The sequence below is a fragment of the Pseudomonas sp. GT1P32 genome, assembly GCF_054897805.1.
Window position 1 is genome coordinate 3,062,903 of record NZ_CM142704.1, and the last position, 12,919, is coordinate 3,075,821.

At 59.6% G+C, this 12,919-nt stretch carries 17 protein-coding genes; all 17 read right to left on the reverse strand.

The annotated features are described in order from the left end of the window. Nucleotides 1–10: 10 nt before the first annotated feature. Nucleotides 11–1,027, reverse strand: a complete 1,017-nt coding sequence (locus ACYZUC_RS14090; protein ID WP_461996404.1) for a phage late control D family protein — start codon at nucleotides 1,025–1,027, stop codon at nucleotides 11–13. Between the two features lie 9 nt (nucleotides 1,028–1,036). Beyond that, entirely contained in the window at nucleotides 1,037–1,249 is a 213-nt protein-coding gene (locus tag ACYZUC_RS14095) for a tail protein X (RefSeq protein ID WP_280163132.1), read from the reverse strand. Next, the gene (locus ACYZUC_RS14100) at nucleotides 1,242–1,625 is read right to left on the reverse strand and encodes a phage tail protein (protein ID WP_207285798.1); all 384 of its coding nucleotides are present in this window, start codon (nucleotides 1,623–1,625) and stop codon (nucleotides 1,242–1,244) included. The genes ACYZUC_RS14095 and ACYZUC_RS14100 overlap by 8 nt, the downstream gene beginning before the upstream one ends. After that, nucleotides 1,625–3,226 (reverse strand): glycine zipper domain-containing protein, encoded by a 1,602-nt coding sequence (locus ACYZUC_RS14105; RefSeq protein WP_461996406.1) that lies wholly within the window; start codon nucleotides 3,224–3,226, stop codon nucleotides 1,625–1,627. The genes ACYZUC_RS14100 and ACYZUC_RS14105 overlap by 1 nt, the downstream gene beginning before the upstream one ends. Nucleotides 3,227–3,354: 128 nt before the next feature. After that, a complete protein-coding gene (locus ACYZUC_RS14110; RefSeq protein WP_461996408.1) occupies nucleotides 3,355–3,939 on the reverse strand; it encodes a phage tail assembly protein in 585 nt (194 codons plus the stop codon). 140 nt (nucleotides 3,940–4,079) lie between these two features. Beyond that, on the reverse strand, nucleotides 4,080–4,586 hold the full coding sequence (locus ACYZUC_RS14115; RefSeq protein ID WP_461996410.1) for a phage major tail tube protein: 507 nt from the start codon (nucleotides 4,584–4,586) through the stop codon (nucleotides 4,080–4,082). Then, nucleotides 4,586–5,752: a phage tail sheath protein gene (locus ACYZUC_RS14120; protein WP_008029994.1), complete on the reverse strand. Its 1,167-nt coding sequence runs from the start codon at nucleotides 5,750–5,752 to the stop codon at nucleotides 4,586–4,588. The genes ACYZUC_RS14115 and ACYZUC_RS14120 overlap by 1 nt, the downstream gene beginning before the upstream one ends. Nucleotides 5,753–5,754: 2 nt before the next feature. After that, entirely contained in the window at nucleotides 5,755–5,964 is a 210-nt protein-coding gene (locus ACYZUC_RS14125; RefSeq protein ID WP_008029992.1) for a hypothetical protein, read from the reverse strand. Between the two features lie 102 nt (nucleotides 5,965–6,066). Continuing rightward, nucleotides 6,067–6,495 (reverse strand): phage tail assembly chaperone, encoded by a 429-nt coding sequence (locus ACYZUC_RS14130; RefSeq protein WP_461996412.1) that lies wholly within the window; start codon nucleotides 6,493–6,495, stop codon nucleotides 6,067–6,069. Between the two features lie 14 nt (nucleotides 6,496–6,509). Beyond that, on the reverse strand, nucleotides 6,510–8,405 hold the full coding sequence (locus ACYZUC_RS14135) for a phage tail-collar fiber domain-containing protein (protein WP_461996414.1): 1,896 nt from the start codon (nucleotides 8,403–8,405) through the stop codon (nucleotides 6,510–6,512). Continuing rightward, entirely contained in the window at nucleotides 8,406–9,041 is a 636-nt protein-coding gene (locus tag ACYZUC_RS14140; protein ID WP_461996416.1) for a phage tail protein I, read from the reverse strand. Beyond that, nucleotides 9,038–10,033 (reverse strand): baseplate J/gp47 family protein, encoded by a 996-nt coding sequence (locus tag ACYZUC_RS14145; protein WP_461996418.1) that lies wholly within the window; start codon nucleotides 10,031–10,033, stop codon nucleotides 9,038–9,040. Before ACYZUC_RS14145 ends, ACYZUC_RS14140 begins: the two co-directional genes overlap by 4 nt. Next, nucleotides 10,030–10,362: a phage baseplate protein gene (locus tag ACYZUC_RS14150; RefSeq protein WP_461996420.1), complete on the reverse strand. Its 333-nt coding sequence runs from the start codon at nucleotides 10,360–10,362 to the stop codon at nucleotides 10,030–10,032. The genes ACYZUC_RS14145 and ACYZUC_RS14150 overlap by 4 nt, the downstream gene beginning before the upstream one ends. Nucleotides 10,363–10,372: 10 nt before the next feature. Next, nucleotides 10,373–10,984: a phage baseplate assembly protein V gene (locus ACYZUC_RS14155; protein ID WP_461996422.1), complete on the reverse strand. Its 612-nt coding sequence runs from the start codon at nucleotides 10,982–10,984 to the stop codon at nucleotides 10,373–10,375. Nucleotides 10,985–10,987: 3 nt separating this feature from the next. Continuing rightward, nucleotides 10,988–11,512 carry a hypothetical protein gene (locus tag ACYZUC_RS14160; RefSeq protein WP_461996423.1) on the reverse strand — a complete coding sequence of 175 codons (525 nt, stop codon included), beginning with the start codon at nucleotides 11,510–11,512 and terminating at the stop codon, nucleotides 10,988–10,990. 88 nt (nucleotides 11,513–11,600) lie between these two features. Then, nucleotides 11,601–11,948 carry a phage holin family protein gene (locus ACYZUC_RS14165; RefSeq protein WP_008039324.1) on the reverse strand — a complete coding sequence of 116 codons (348 nt, stop codon included), beginning with the start codon at nucleotides 11,946–11,948 and terminating at the stop codon, nucleotides 11,601–11,603. 164 nt (nucleotides 11,949–12,112) lie between these two features. Further along, nucleotides 12,113–12,532, reverse strand: a complete 420-nt coding sequence (locus tag ACYZUC_RS14170; protein WP_461996425.1) for a tail fiber assembly protein — start codon at nucleotides 12,530–12,532, stop codon at nucleotides 12,113–12,115. Nucleotides 12,533–12,919 lie beyond the last annotated feature (387 nt).

Below are 12,919 nucleotides of genomic sequence, written 5' to 3' on the forward strand. Positions count from 1 at the left end.
TTTGATTGCGTTATTGCGTGGCGTCCGGACACTTCGCCTCGATCATGCAGCGATAGCTTTGATATTTGTCACCGCTGGCAGTGACCTTTTCGATGGACCAGTACCCGCGCAGGAAATCCGGCCAGGACTGGTCGAGCAACAAGACACCCTCGGCGGACAACGCCGGATTGCCCGGGCAGCTGATTTTCACCTTGAGCTTTTCACGCAGCAATTTGCGCACTTCACCCTCGCCGATGTCCCTGGCCTGCGCTTCATTCTGGCAGAGCCGACCGATGACCTTGAACGGCGCGCTACCGGTTTCAATCACCCGCACCACCCCCGCTGCCGCGTCCCACCAACTCGTCTTGCAGCCCTGGTTTTTCGCCCGGACGGAGTCATCGAGCGTGGCGGAAATGAAGGCGCGATCGCCGGGTCGATTGTTGGTGGTCACCGACAGTTTCACCTGGGGCAACACCTTGCCCGACAGTGACTTGGTCTGACTTGGGAGCGCCAGCACATACAGCTCATTTATCGGTTTGGCGATGGCCTTGTATATGCCGGCGAGGCGAGTCAAAAACGCCATGTCACTTTCGTTGGATTGATCGATGTGGTCGATTTTTTTCAGTGCCAGTTGGGGGGCCACCCGTGGCGAAAAACCGTGCCGCTTAGCGATCTCGCGAAACAGCGCACCCAGGGTGGTCGGCCCATGACTGGCCGATCGACGCTGCAGGAAGCCGGTCTTGTCATCGGCACTGAACGGGGCTGCGGTTGCCACCAGCGTCAAGCGCAGCGGGAACAACGTCGGCGTCAGGCGAGACACCGTGAACTGGCCCTTATCCACCAGACTGGACTCCGCGTAACCGACCTTCAGGCCAATCTTGCCGCCCAGGATCGGCAGCCCCTCAAGCCCTTCCAGATCGAGCGTCAATGTCAATTGATCGGACTCGGTACCGGCGGCATCAATGTGCTCCCAACTGATCAGGCGCTTGTTGATCAAGTCCTTGTTAGCCCCATAAATCTCTACCTCTGGCGTAAAACCCAATGCCATGGAACCTCCTTAATCCCACGCGGAAACCGGCGTGGTCACAACGGGTTGTGAGTCAATTTCCGGCAGGACTACCCAGACTCCCGCGGGCAGTACCGGCCCCTGTTCCGCCAGTGCAGGGTTCAGCTGCCACAGTGCCTCTTCGACGGGATCGTCACAGCGACCCAGTTCGCGATACAGCAACAGGTTCACCGAATCACCGGCCACACTTCGAACTCTACGCATGGATGAACTCCGACAGGTCTATTGCCCACCCGACGACCATCGCCGTGCCGTCATCGATGATCACGCTCTGGGTTTCCGTCACCGTGTTGATTCGCCAAAGCCCCCAGTTGCGTCCGATGCCATCCACCAACGGCACCGGTTTGCGCTGTTCCTGCAACGTGCGCAGTTCATCGAGCCGCTCCATGGCCACCGCGTACATCGAAGTCCCCGTAATCTTCATCGTTTGGGCTTTCTGCCCGGTCTGACTGGATTTCGGCTTGCCGGTCACGATGTCCAGCTCCACCCAGCCACCGTCCGATGTGTGCACGATGTTGTGGTAGGCGAAGTTGCGGGACAGGCCGAAAATGAAACTGCCCAGGATCATTTGCTGGCGCATTACCTGCCTCCATCGGTCAGGGCCGCACCACGTCGGGTGGCGAGGGCGTTGGTGGTCATCAGTGGAACAAACTCGCCGTGGAACTGCGTTTGCAGCTGCTGCGCCACGATCGTCCGGATGTGCTCGGAGCTCTCCCCACCGGTGCAGGTGACCTGAATCGACGGTGAGTAATTGATCTGCTGGTTTTGTGTCGGTGCGCTGGTCAGTTCTTTACTGACCTGATCAGGAGCACCGAGCTGATCGGAAGGTGTGGCCAGTTTTTCCCCCAGCCAGGATCCGGTGATACCGCCGAGAAAACCTCCGATGGCCGTGCCCACGCCTGGCAATATCAGGGTGCCTAGCGCGGCGCCCACATAAGAACCGGCCATCATTCCGGCGGAGGAAGCGATGGCTTTGGTGTCACCATTGGCGACACCTTGCGCGAGATCGACCCCGGCGCCGAGTACGTTCCGCCTTGGTGCTTTTTTAGGGAGCAACGTGCCGACCTTGGCCACTTTGCCGAGCAACGGGCTGGCCTGCCCGGAGCCCGAGAACGGCACCAGACTTTGAACCTCGGCAATTGCAGGCCTGACGGTCCGAGTCTGCACAGTGACTTCGATTGGCGATTGATCCCTGGCACTGCTGCGCCCCCCGGCCTTGCCTCGTTTTGCGCTCCTGGATTGTTTGCGTGCCTGATCACCCGTGTACCCAAGACTGTCTTTCGTTTGTTTTTCCGGGGGTGGATCTTTTTTGGCCTGATCGACGTCGCGATTGTCCTCGCTGATCAGCTTGCCCAAACCGAACGGGATTTTCGGCGCACCACGTTTGATAATTTTTTTGGCAACGTTGGTCAGCGCTTCGGTTGCAACGGCAGCGCCCACGACAGAGGCGATAGAACCCAACGTAACCGCAGCACCTGCCAACAAGGTGGCAAGCGTGGAATTGTTCTCGGCAAACGTACCGAGCTTGTCGACTTGAACGGAAAGCGACGTCAGCGGACCGGAAATGTCCGGAGTCACTGCGCGGCCCAATCTGCTGAAACTTGCACTCAAGGCATCGCTGCCGGTTTTCGAAGGGGTCCCCGTGTCTTGGGCGGATTGCGCTTTCGCGACGTTGCCTTCGAGGTTCGAAGTCGCAACAGGCGCGTTATCGGACTTCAGATGATCGGCTGCGCTGTTGTCGCGCGGGCTCGCCGTTGCGATTTGTTTCGGCGTCTTGCCCGCGGCCCCTCCGGCCTCGCCGCTACCGGGAACAATCCCACGGAAGTCAGCTGCACTGACATTCAGGCTTACGGTGCCCAAGTGGTGGGTCACGTCATTCGCCGCGATGCCAGGGAGACTGGATTGTGCCTCGCTGTCCGCGACAGGTTCCCCTGCGTCCCGCTTGAGTACAGATCGCGCGGAAGACAATAGCGCTGTCAGCGACATCAGCACTTCACCCAGCCTGTTCTGCCCCGCGGTCAGTAATCGGATGTCCAGGCTGACTGTGTTCAGTGCCTGGTTGAGCTGCGCCAATGGGGCCATTAAACCGGCCAATCCGAGCGTTGCCGCACCGGCGCCCACTGTTAGCGATCCAACGCTATCGGCCGTCGCACCGGCCAGCGAATATTGATTGTCTACCATGCCGCACTACTCCTGTTTCACGCCAAGGCGAGTGATCGCAATGTCGTAGCGGCGCAAGGCCTTGCCGACGTCCCATTCCAGAATGTCCGCTTCACTTATCGGGTAAATGAGCGGCACCACATCGAGGATTACTTCGATGTCGCGCTCCGAAAGAAGGCCGCCGGTTTGTTTAAAAAATCGTCGATGCGCACCTGCAATTGTGTCCAGTCAGGTACGGTCAAACTGGCCAGATCGGGCAGCATCAGGCCGGTGCAATGGGCCGTGATGAATTCGGCGCGCTCCTTGGCGGTCTTGAGTTTTTTCATCGCCTTGGTCGCACGCAGCACCGGCATTTCCAGGGTCAGCGTGGTCAGGGCTCGACCCGCCACGGTGAGCGGTTGCAGCAAGCTCACTTCGTCGGGATCGGTCGACGGTTGTTCACCCTCGTCCGCTTGTTCAAGGAAATGCGACGTCGGCAAGGTCGACATCTCATGCACGTACTGCGCGATGCTCACGTAGTCCGGGCGTTTGAGTTGATCGAGTTCCTTGACCGACAAACCGGTGGCCAGCAGCGCCAGCTCGAAGAACTGATCGTCCTCATCATCGCCGGCACGGGCCAGGGCCTCTTTCTGCGCGGCGTAGTACAACGGTTTGAGTTGAATCTGCTCGATCGCCGACTGATCGTCGGCGGTGATCGGCGACAACAAGGCGTGAACAGGTGGAGTCCAGGACATGAAATGAATTCCTTGATGAATCATGGGAAAGCGTTGAGCAATGCTCCTTGTGGGAGCGGGCTTGCTCGCGAAGGCGGAGTGTCAGTCACATAAATGCTGGATGTGCCGACGCATTCGCGAGCAAGCCCGCTCCCACAGGTTTACGGGATCAACACCGCGCGACGGGCGCTGCCGAGAATGTCGACGCCGTTGAGCACGAACTTCTGCGTGCGCACGTCGATGTCGATCACCGGGATGCCGTTTTCCAGGCGGTTGTAGGTACGGCAGGACAGCTCAAGCGTGGTGAGGGGTTTTTCGCCCATCTTCAGCTTGGCCTCGGTCAGCGATTTGAGCTTGCCGCCGACGGTGTGGTAGGTGAACCAGGTGTTGCCATCCTGATCCTGACCGGCTTCACGGACGTTCAACAAAATGTCGTCGCCCAGTTTCACGCCGAGGGAGAGCATCACCTCGGCACCGACGCCTTGCAAAATGAGGGTCGCGCCCAGCACTTTGCCGCTCTTGATCATTTCTTCGGCGATGAAGCGCCCGCCCGCCATCGCTTCCATATCGAATTCGATCTTCGGCGGGGTGAACTCTTCCACCGTCGCCGACAACGGCAAGCCTTGCAGGGTGGCCGCGATGGCCTGTCTTACGCGGTTGGTAAACATTAGAGAACGTCCTCCAGGAACTGCTCGATGATTTCATCGCGGGCATTGAGTTGATAAACCATGTGTTCGTTCGGCGCGTAGCGGCCGTAGTCGATGACCACGTACCAGGTGCCGTTCTTGTACTTCTCGACGCTGTTCAATTCCGGGTGCAGGTACACGCTGCCGCCAGGGATGGTTTCGTCGGCGACCAGGGTTTGCAGCCAGTCGTTGATGCGCTTGACCTCCTGGTCCATGAACGACTTGGTGAGGTTCTTGGCCATGGCTTTCTGGCCGGCCTTGACCAACTTGCGGCTGATCGCATCTTCCAGGCCGACGTAGCTGATGAACTTGCCGGTGATCGAGCGGTTACCCAGCAGCGAGAAGCCGCCGAGGATGGTGCGGGCGTAGTAGCTGACGCCGTAGCGGTTGAGCAGATCGCCTTCGGTGGATTTGTCGAGAATGTTGTATTCCACAACGCGTGAAACGTCCTCGGCAAAGGTCACCTGATTGCCCGGGCTCTCCCATTGCTTGACCTTGGCCAGGGCCGCGATGGCCAGGCTCGATGGCGACAGGAACACGTTTTTCTTCGCTGCCTTGGAGTACACCGACGGCATGTTGTGCACCAGCAGGCAACGGTCGAAACCCAGTTCCGCGCCGCCCAGTTCCTGGCTGTAAGTCACCTGATCGGCGACCGCGGCATCCTTGCCGTCGAGCACCACACGGGCCTTGATGCGTTTGCCGAACGAGGCGAACTCACCGGCCACGGCTTTGGTGCTGGTGAAGCCCGGCGCGCCGATGATGGTCAGGTCCTCGGGCACGCTGCCCAGTGCCGCGAGGCCGAGTTTGCGGCCGGTCAGCGGATCGACACCGCCGATGACGTTGTTCAGCGTATCCGCGGGGGTCGCGCCTTCTTCGACGATGACCACGTAGACCGGTACCTTGACCACTTTCAGGATCTGGAAGACCGCGTGATACAGGGTGCCGGCCTCGGTGCCGGTCGGATCGAGCAGCGCCTGGGTGGTGAAGCTGTTGATGCGGAATGGCGCATTGCGTGGAATCAACGGATCAGCTTTCGGCGCGGTGCCGATCAGACCGATGACGTTGTCACCCAGGCCACCCATGGCCTCAGGGGATTCGGTGGCATTGACGGTGATGCCGTTGTGCTCGAAGTTCAAAACCTCAGCCATGGTTATTCAGCCTTCTTGGCAGCAGCTTTTTTCGCTGCGGTGGATGGAGAGGCCGAATCGGCAGCCTCGGCTTTTTTCAGTTCCAGACGACCAGCGCTGCGTAGCGCACTGGCCTCCACATCGAGCAGTTGCAGTTCCTGGCCGATGCTCGACCAGTGGCCACCCCCGGTAGGGAATGGGAGGAGCACGGTGTACGTTTGGCGTTCTGCCATTTCTGTTTCTCCATAAACGAAAAAGCCCCTTGGGTAAGGGGCTGTCGGGTGTTGTGTGTGTGTGTGTTGCGGATAAGAAAACGCCCCGGCGGTGCGGGGCGTTTATCGGGTTTGCTCGGCGATCCAGGACGGGGCGACCGGGCGATGCTGGGTATCAGGGAAGTCCGGTGATTGAGGCCAGTCGCGCAGGGCTTGCATGTACACCAACAGTTCGTCGAACTGCTCAACGGAAAGCGTTGTAGAGCCTGCGATTTCAAGTTGATCGCGATGACGCTCGCGCAGCCACATAACCGCCGACAACTGAGCATCGCGCCAAGTGCGCTCCTGCGCTGGAATATCAGGTTCCGGCTCAGGTGCAACTATCAGGTAGGGCAAACCACGCTCGTCATGAGCGCGAACCTTGCCAGGTGCAGGATTACCAATGACCGACAGGTACAACGCTTCGGAAATTTCAATTGCGTCTGGAGGCATTTCTGTATGAATACCCTCCAAATAAGTAGTGCCTGTACTCGGGCTATAAAAACGCTTCATTTGTTCTACCCTCCTTAATTTCCGATAGCGAAAAATGATGCGCTGCCGTTTGCACTGTTTGCGATCTTGAAGGAATCCTTGGTCTCACCCAGCACCTCAACAAACTCGCCAACTGCTGGCGCCAGGTTTCCGTAGGCCCCACCAATGAGGAACATGCAGGAGTTCGGGAAGGCAACCGGGAAAGATACGGTGCTGATGCTGCCCAACGCTTGAGTAACCCGCCCCCACTGAAAGACAAGCCCACCGAGCCACGTCGGGAAAATGATGTAACCGTTGAGCGCCAAGCTGATCGAAAACCCAAACCGCAACTTCTTCGGCGTCACGATTGCTGTGTCGTCCACTCCGGCATTCGCCTGAACCTGAGTTGCGACTTTTGCTGTGCCCTGATTGACCTCAGTGGCCTGAGACGCAAGTGTTGCCAGCGCTGCAATGTCGATGTTTCCCTGGTTGATCGGCGCGTTCCAGGCTTTGATGCACCACATCACCGCCAAGTTGCTCGGTCGAGACGTACCAAGCATAAAACCGACGGTACTTAGGGCAAGTGGGGTCACTGCACTTGTAGCCACCGCGTATAACCCTGTCACTGCAGGGGTAGTCAAGGGATCTAAACCGAAGTCCGCTGCAACTTGGGAGGCGGTTGGCGCGAGAGATGTAACGCCTGTCCCACCTGATGGCATGTCGGAAGCAACCATAGAGCCTTTCTGCCAGCTACCAATAGCACGCCCAGCATCAACCCCGCGCCCATGGTCCCAACCGCGCAAAAACTCGCCGCGCGATTCGGGAAGGCGAAAATTCCCCGCTCCTTCGTTGCCCTGGTTGAACGCCGTCCCGAGGAACGCGGCCAAGTCAGGATAGGTCGCAATGCTGCGCACACTGCCGTCCAGCTCAAGAAACCCGGGCGGAACCTTGTTCACCGGCAACCCGACCATACTCCCGACCGGCAGTGCCGATGCCTGCGCGATCAGTGCTTCGATTTCAGGCTTGGTGTAAGTGTCCTTGATCCCAAAACCAGCCAGCGTTTCCGGGTTAGTACCACCCGTGGCGCGACCATATTTATCAACCGTAAGACTCTTGTAAGTCCCCGCCTGAATCCCCGTCCGACCCGCAAGCATTTCAAAGCTCAGCGCTGTAGTGCCCAATGTGATCGGCCCGTTCGTGACCAGGTGCCAAAGCGAATCACCGTTCGCCGTGCCCTCCTCGACCATCACCGTCAGACCCGGCGTCACCTTGGCGCTGGCATTGGCATCCGCCGCCCGCACCCAGGCACCGTTGGCCGCAACATAAATGCCGTTGTCCTTCGCCAGCGTTTGCGCCGCCACCAGTACACGCTGGCCGGACAGCACCGCGACGCCGTCGATTTGCTGCGCGCCATTCAACACAGTGTTTTCCGTGGCGGCCACGCGCACCGACTGCTTGCCATCAAGCTTGGCCAACTCATCGGCGAGATAACCCATCACCCAGGCTCGCGTTGCCTTGACCACCGTGTCGTCAATCAGCAAGGTGACGAGCGATGCATTACTGGTCTCGAAAATCGAACGGATGTAGAACTCTTTGCCCGAACCCGACGTCGCCAGCACCGGTTTGAACGACTCCGGGTATTTGACGATGGCGTAGAGGATGCCGGTGTCGGTCCAGAGCCCGGCTTCACGCACATACCAACCGCCCTCTTCTGGCGGGATGGTCACTTCGGCGAGCAGCCAGCTCGGATTTTTCTCGTCCTGGAACAGCGCGTTCAGTGGCCCGCGCCACACTTCTCGTTTAAGCGCCGTGGCGGTCGCCGCCGGGTTGTAAACCGTACCGCCGCCGTCACCGACCGAAATCTGCGACAGTTTGATCGGCACGCCCGCCGCCTTGCAGGCAGTTTCGTAAGCGATCCCCGCATTGGTAAGCAGGGTGTAATAGTCGGCCATTTAGGACCCCTGAGGATAAATAGTGGATGTTTCAACGGCGTAGAGCCCGGCGGCCATGAAGGCCTGCCCCGAGGCTTCAAGCCCTTCGATGACAATCGGATACACCGTGGTGAGTTCGCCGCACACCGTCGCCGCGCCTATGACGTGACTGCCGAATGCGCTCAAGCCGACGGACACCGACAACAGATCGCGCTCGCTTTTGGCGTCAGCCAGACGCCGGTCGAGACGGGCGTCGATTTCTTCGCTGTAGGGTTGCTCGGTAAAGGCCCTGACGGAAAAGCTGTAGGGCGCGCCCGGCGGTGTCTGCTCGTACCAGGCACGCACTTCGGGCATTAACCGCAATCCTTTCGCGGCGTTTTCCAGGGCCTGACGGGTCCCGGCCTGTCGTGCGGTGGGCCAGGCCAGTTCAACGGTCAAACGCTTTTCCGCCTCGGCGGCCTCGGCGCTCCATTCACTGACACCACGATCCGCGGCGAGATAAGGCAGAAATGCCTGAGGCGTCGAGGTCGGGTTCATCAGCTCGGGGAACGGCGGCGCGATGCGGTCAAGCAATGCACCGAAGCCGATATCGAGGGCTTTTTCCAACGGTGAGCTGTTGGCTGGCAACAGGCTCGGGCGCGGCGTCTGGTCACTCATAGCGTGAGCACCTCGACCTCGACCCCGGTGCAGTAAGGCGCTTCAAACGCCGTCGTCACAATCGGCTCGACCGGTTCGAGAATGTCCAGTTGAACGGCGCCAGCACTATGCAGCGTGTAGTCGATCCAGCTCGGATCAATCCGCCCTTCCAGTCGATGACAGCTCTGGGCATACGCTTGCAGTTGCTGTTGCGCGGCAACCTTGGTCAGCCCCGAATCAGGGCCGGCGTTGATTCGGGCGACGACGCGGATTTTGTAGCTTTTGATATGGGCGCTTTGCACCGTGACCCGATCCGTTTCCGGTCGCACATCAGGCCGGGCGAAGTGCCGGCGCACGCCGTCGAGCAGGTCATCGGACGCGGTGCCATCGCCCTCCCGAGCCAGCACCGTGACCATCACCTCACCGGGCGCCGTGCGGCGTCCATTACCGTCCTTGACCTGCGCCGCGTAACCGTCCGGGTCGAAGGTGTACGTGACCGTCACCTCGCCCGGTGCATGGGTGTCCACCTTCACCGCTGGACGCTCGCCGAGGGTGAAGACCTCGCGGCGATATTGCATGCGTGAACCGGCGGCCGGTGCGTGCGGCGCCAGGTAATAACGCAACCGGGCGTCATCGTCGCTTTCGTACACGGGCACAATCGGCGGGAATGCCGCCGGGTCGCCAGGGTCCAGCAACTGACGCTCAAGGCCCATGTCCGCAAGGCGGGCATCGAGGTTGCTGCCGGTCGCCCACCAGGCCAGCATCTGCTTGATGCGGGCGTTGTATTTGCGTTCGTGGATTTGCAGGCGCACACAAAAGGCCTCAAGGGCCAGGGTCAGCAACTCGCTTTCGTTTTCGAGGCTGACCTTGATCTTTGCCGCCGACTCGGGAGCGCGGGCGCCGACGTACTCGACGACAAACGTCTTGAACTCGGCGAGCAAATCCTCGAACGCTTCGACGGTGACAATCGAAGGTTCGGCCAACTGGTTCTGGCCGGGTATCAACATGCTCATGTCACCACCTCGAAGGTCTGTTTGCGGTTTTGCCAGGTGCCGGCGAATCGCAGGACCAGCCCGGCGCCATGCCGGCTGGCCACAATGACCTGCGGCTGGAAATCATCGATGCCGTTCTGCGGGTTGTAGAACGCCTGTGCCGCGTGGCTCTGGGCAAGCATCAGCAGGTCGTCGCCGAGGTTGCGGCCCAGCAGTTCCGGGATCAGCGAGCCATACAAAGGACGCTTCTGCCGGGTACCCAACGGTGTGGTCAGCGCTCGGGTTGCGCGCTGTACAAACTGCGGCCAGTCATCGACCGCCGCCCCGGTGTTTCTTTCGATTCCGATCATGGGAAACTCTTTATGCGGTACTGATGACGCGTCCCTGGTGATCCACCACCGGGCCGCTCAGGTGCACACCGGAAGCGTCGAGTCGCAAGCCGACCGCGCCCAGTTGCAGTTCGATGGCCTCAGGCGTGATCGCAAGTCTCGCCGGGCCGAGATTCAACTCGAGCGCTTCGCGAGAGCCATTGAACGCCGCCGGGCCGTTCTTCCAGTGCAAGGCATGAAGGGCGTCGTCGTAACCGCTTTCCGTACCGTCCACATAGAGGCGACGCGTCAGCGAAGCCTGGGTCGAAGCGGGTGGAAACCGATTGCCGTTAAGCCCGAACAACGCCACGGATTGAGCGCCGCCCTCGCCGCCGCCATGGTTCAGCAACAGGCATTGCTCGCCGACCGAGGGGATCCGCGACTCGCTTTGCGCCCCGGCGCTGGGGTTGAAAAAACGGATGGCCGGCGTCAGCAATCCTGAGTGGCTGACCCGGCAGGTATTGCTGGCCGCATCAACTTCCTGGCACACGCCGATACGACACAGGCTGTCGCTGCGCCGGTGCACGTCTTCAAGTTCGGCCTCCATCTCGGCCAGACGCTCAATGATCGGGCCGAGCTGCTGACGTAAAAGCGCATCGAACATGGCTCAGTCCTCAAGTGCGGTGTATTGGTCCGGGTCGTCGATGTTCGAGACTTCCCAGGTTTTGGCGAATTTCGGGATGCCCAGCGGGTCCTCCAGCAGCAATGCGCCGAGGTAAATCGTCTGGGTAAAGGAAAGGGTCCAGGCGAGGTACTCCTGCGAACCGCTGATGAGCGTCGACGGCAAGGCATCAATATTCATGGGCAGGTCGCATTGGCTACCCGGCAGGCCCCAGCGGTTATCCGTGGCCAATCCCTTGAGGACGCTCGCCAAATCAACAGCGGCCAATCCCGGATTACTCAGCGTTGGCGGCACAATGATTTGCAGCGAGAGCGTCAAGACATGGGCGATGCGCCCGTCTTGGGCGCGGTCGCCGGGTGCATTGCGTTCGATGGCGATCAGGACCCACGCCTGATCGAACGTGCCGTCGAAGTCCTGGCGGCCTCCGACCTTCAAACCCGGGCCAACCGCACGTAGCGCGTCGGCAATGGCAAAAAACAGACGCGACGGCTTATCGATGTCGAGGGACATAAATGGCTTCCATTCAAATTTCGAGGCGTCCGGCTGCGTGGGTTCATGCAGCGGACCGGGGATGCCAGAACGGCAAAGGGACCTGGCTTTATTGATCCGGGCGGGAGTCACGCGGCGGCACTTCACACACACCGATCCGCTTGGCCGCCCAGCGCTCATAAAGGCCAATGGCGACATCGGCACCGGCCATCGCCGTGAGGCAGCCAAACGCGCCGGCCGCCCAGATCGACAGGCCGGCGGCGTACAGCAGCATGATGGCCGAGACCCCGCAAATCATGCAGGCCCCGGAACGCAGGGCCAGACGCCGCAGCAATGACCAGCCGCGAGCGCCCTCCTTGTCGGCGCGCCACATTTCGCCGGTTACCCCGCCCACCAGGGCGAGCACGATGACCAGCCAGATCGGCATGTCCAGCAACGCTTGTTGCTCGTTTGTCATGTCACGCCTCCTTGTGAGTGAATATTGAGTGCTGTGTGTATTTCAAAACTTCCCTGTTAAGTGCCTGACGTCAGGTCGGCATTCCAAAAAGCCCGGTCATGACAGGGCTTTTCAGTAATGCGGTCCCGTGTATTGAGGGACGGAACAAACGAACTGACACGCGCTTAGGCAATCTCGGGCCAAATGATGGTCAGCGGAAAACCCGGCTGTTTGTTGACTTGATGGAAGGCGACACAAAACTGCTTGTAAGCGAGCAGGTAGGCGGCCTCGGCGGCAGTGGCAAGGCCCAGGTCGACTTTGAATTGCAGCGCAGTGGCTTCAACGCTGGCCTTGACCTTGTCGAGCCGTTGAGTCTTTTCATTGCGCAGCTGCTCACCCAATGGCGAACTTGGGTAAGGGAAACCCGAGTTGAAAGTCCATGTACCGTCGGTGTTGATTGCGTTGTAGGAGTAGTCGACCTGGTTGCTGGACAACCCGGTGACCTCCACCCAGAGTTGATCGGATGGAAATTCGTCGGTGATGGCGTTAACGGTTTCGAAGATGTTGTCGACTTTGCCATCAACAATACGTGCGTACTTTTTCATATTCATTTTCCTTAATGATCGCCGGTGTATCGGCCTTTCGGTTTCTGCCTCAGGTAGGCATTCCAAAAAGCCCGGCGCTTGCCGGGCTTTTCAGTAATGCGGTCCTTCGCGTTGACCTTTCGGCGCTACTGGCGCGGTACGGGTCCATTCAGATTGTTTTTCCGACCGCGGTCCCTGCCCGCCGGATAACTGCTTCTGGTGCTTTACGCTGCACACCCGGGTCAGTTGCCAACCCTCTGAACCGTTGAGGCCGGTTCATCGCTGCCTTTGTCGTGGAACTAAAGAACTTCGTTTCGAGCTGCTTTGTTGAGCGGCTTGAGACAAAGAATATGCATGGATGCATATACAGTCAATGCATAAATGCATTTATTTATGCATTTGGAATGC

Coding starts and splice junctions, on each gene's coding strand:
- ACYZUC_RS14160 (WP_461996423.1), bottom strand. CDS start 11,512: ATGTCCCTCGACATCGATAAGCCGTCGCGTCTGTTTTTTGCCATTGCC.
- ACYZUC_RS14145 (WP_461996418.1), bottom strand. CDS start 10,033: ATGAGCATGTTGATACCCGGCCAGAACCAGTTGGCCGAACCTTCGATT.
- ACYZUC_RS14120 (WP_008029994.1), bottom strand. CDS start 5,752: ATGGCTGAGGTTTTGAACTTCGAGCACAACGGCATCACCGTCAATGCC.
- ACYZUC_RS14150 (WP_461996420.1), bottom strand. CDS start 10,362: ATGATCGGAATCGAAAGAAACACCGGGGCGGCGGTCGATGACTGGCCG.
- ACYZUC_RS14170 (WP_461996425.1), bottom strand. CDS start 12,532: ATGAAAAAGTACGCACGTATTGTTGATGGCAAAGTCGACAACATCTTC.
- ACYZUC_RS14095 (WP_280163132.1), bottom strand. CDS start 1,249: ATGCGTAGAGTTCGAAGTGTGGCCGGTGATTCGGTGAACCTGTTGCTG.
- ACYZUC_RS14125 (WP_008029992.1), bottom strand. CDS start 5,964: ATGGCAGAACGCCAAACGTACACCGTGCTCCTCCCATTCCCTACCGGG.
- ACYZUC_RS14105 (WP_461996406.1), bottom strand. CDS start 3,226: ATGGTAGACAATCAATATTCGCTGGCCGGTGCGACGGCCGATAGCGTT.
- ACYZUC_RS14115 (WP_461996410.1), bottom strand. CDS start 4,586: ATGTTTACCAACCGCGTAAGACAGGCCATCGCGGCCACCCTGCAAGGC.
- ACYZUC_RS14155 (WP_461996422.1), bottom strand. CDS start 10,984: ATGTTCGATGCGCTTTTACGTCAGCAGCTCGGCCCGATCATTGAGCGT.
- ACYZUC_RS14100 (WP_207285798.1), bottom strand. CDS start 1,625: ATGCGCCAGCAAATGATCCTGGGCAGTTTCATTTTCGGCCTGTCCCGC.
- ACYZUC_RS14165 (WP_008039324.1), bottom strand. CDS start 11,948: ATGACAAACGAGCAACAAGCGTTGCTGGACATGCCGATCTGGCTGGTC.
- ACYZUC_RS14130 (WP_461996412.1), bottom strand. CDS start 6,495: ATGAAGCGTTTTTATAGCCCGAGTACAGGCACTACTTATTTGGAGGGT.
- ACYZUC_RS14140 (WP_461996416.1), bottom strand. CDS start 9,041: ATGAGTGACCAGACGCCGCGCCCGAGCCTGTTGCCAGCCAACAGCTCA.
- ACYZUC_RS14135 (WP_461996414.1), bottom strand. CDS start 8,405: ATGGCCGACTATTACACCCTGCTTACCAATGCGGGGATCGCTTACGAA.
- ACYZUC_RS14090 (WP_461996404.1), bottom strand. CDS start 1,027: ATGGCATTGGGTTTTACGCCAGAGGTAGAGATTTATGGGGCTAACAAG.
- ACYZUC_RS14110 (WP_461996408.1), bottom strand. CDS start 3,939: ATGTCCTGGACTCCACCTGTTCACGCCTTGTTGTCGCCGATCACCGCC.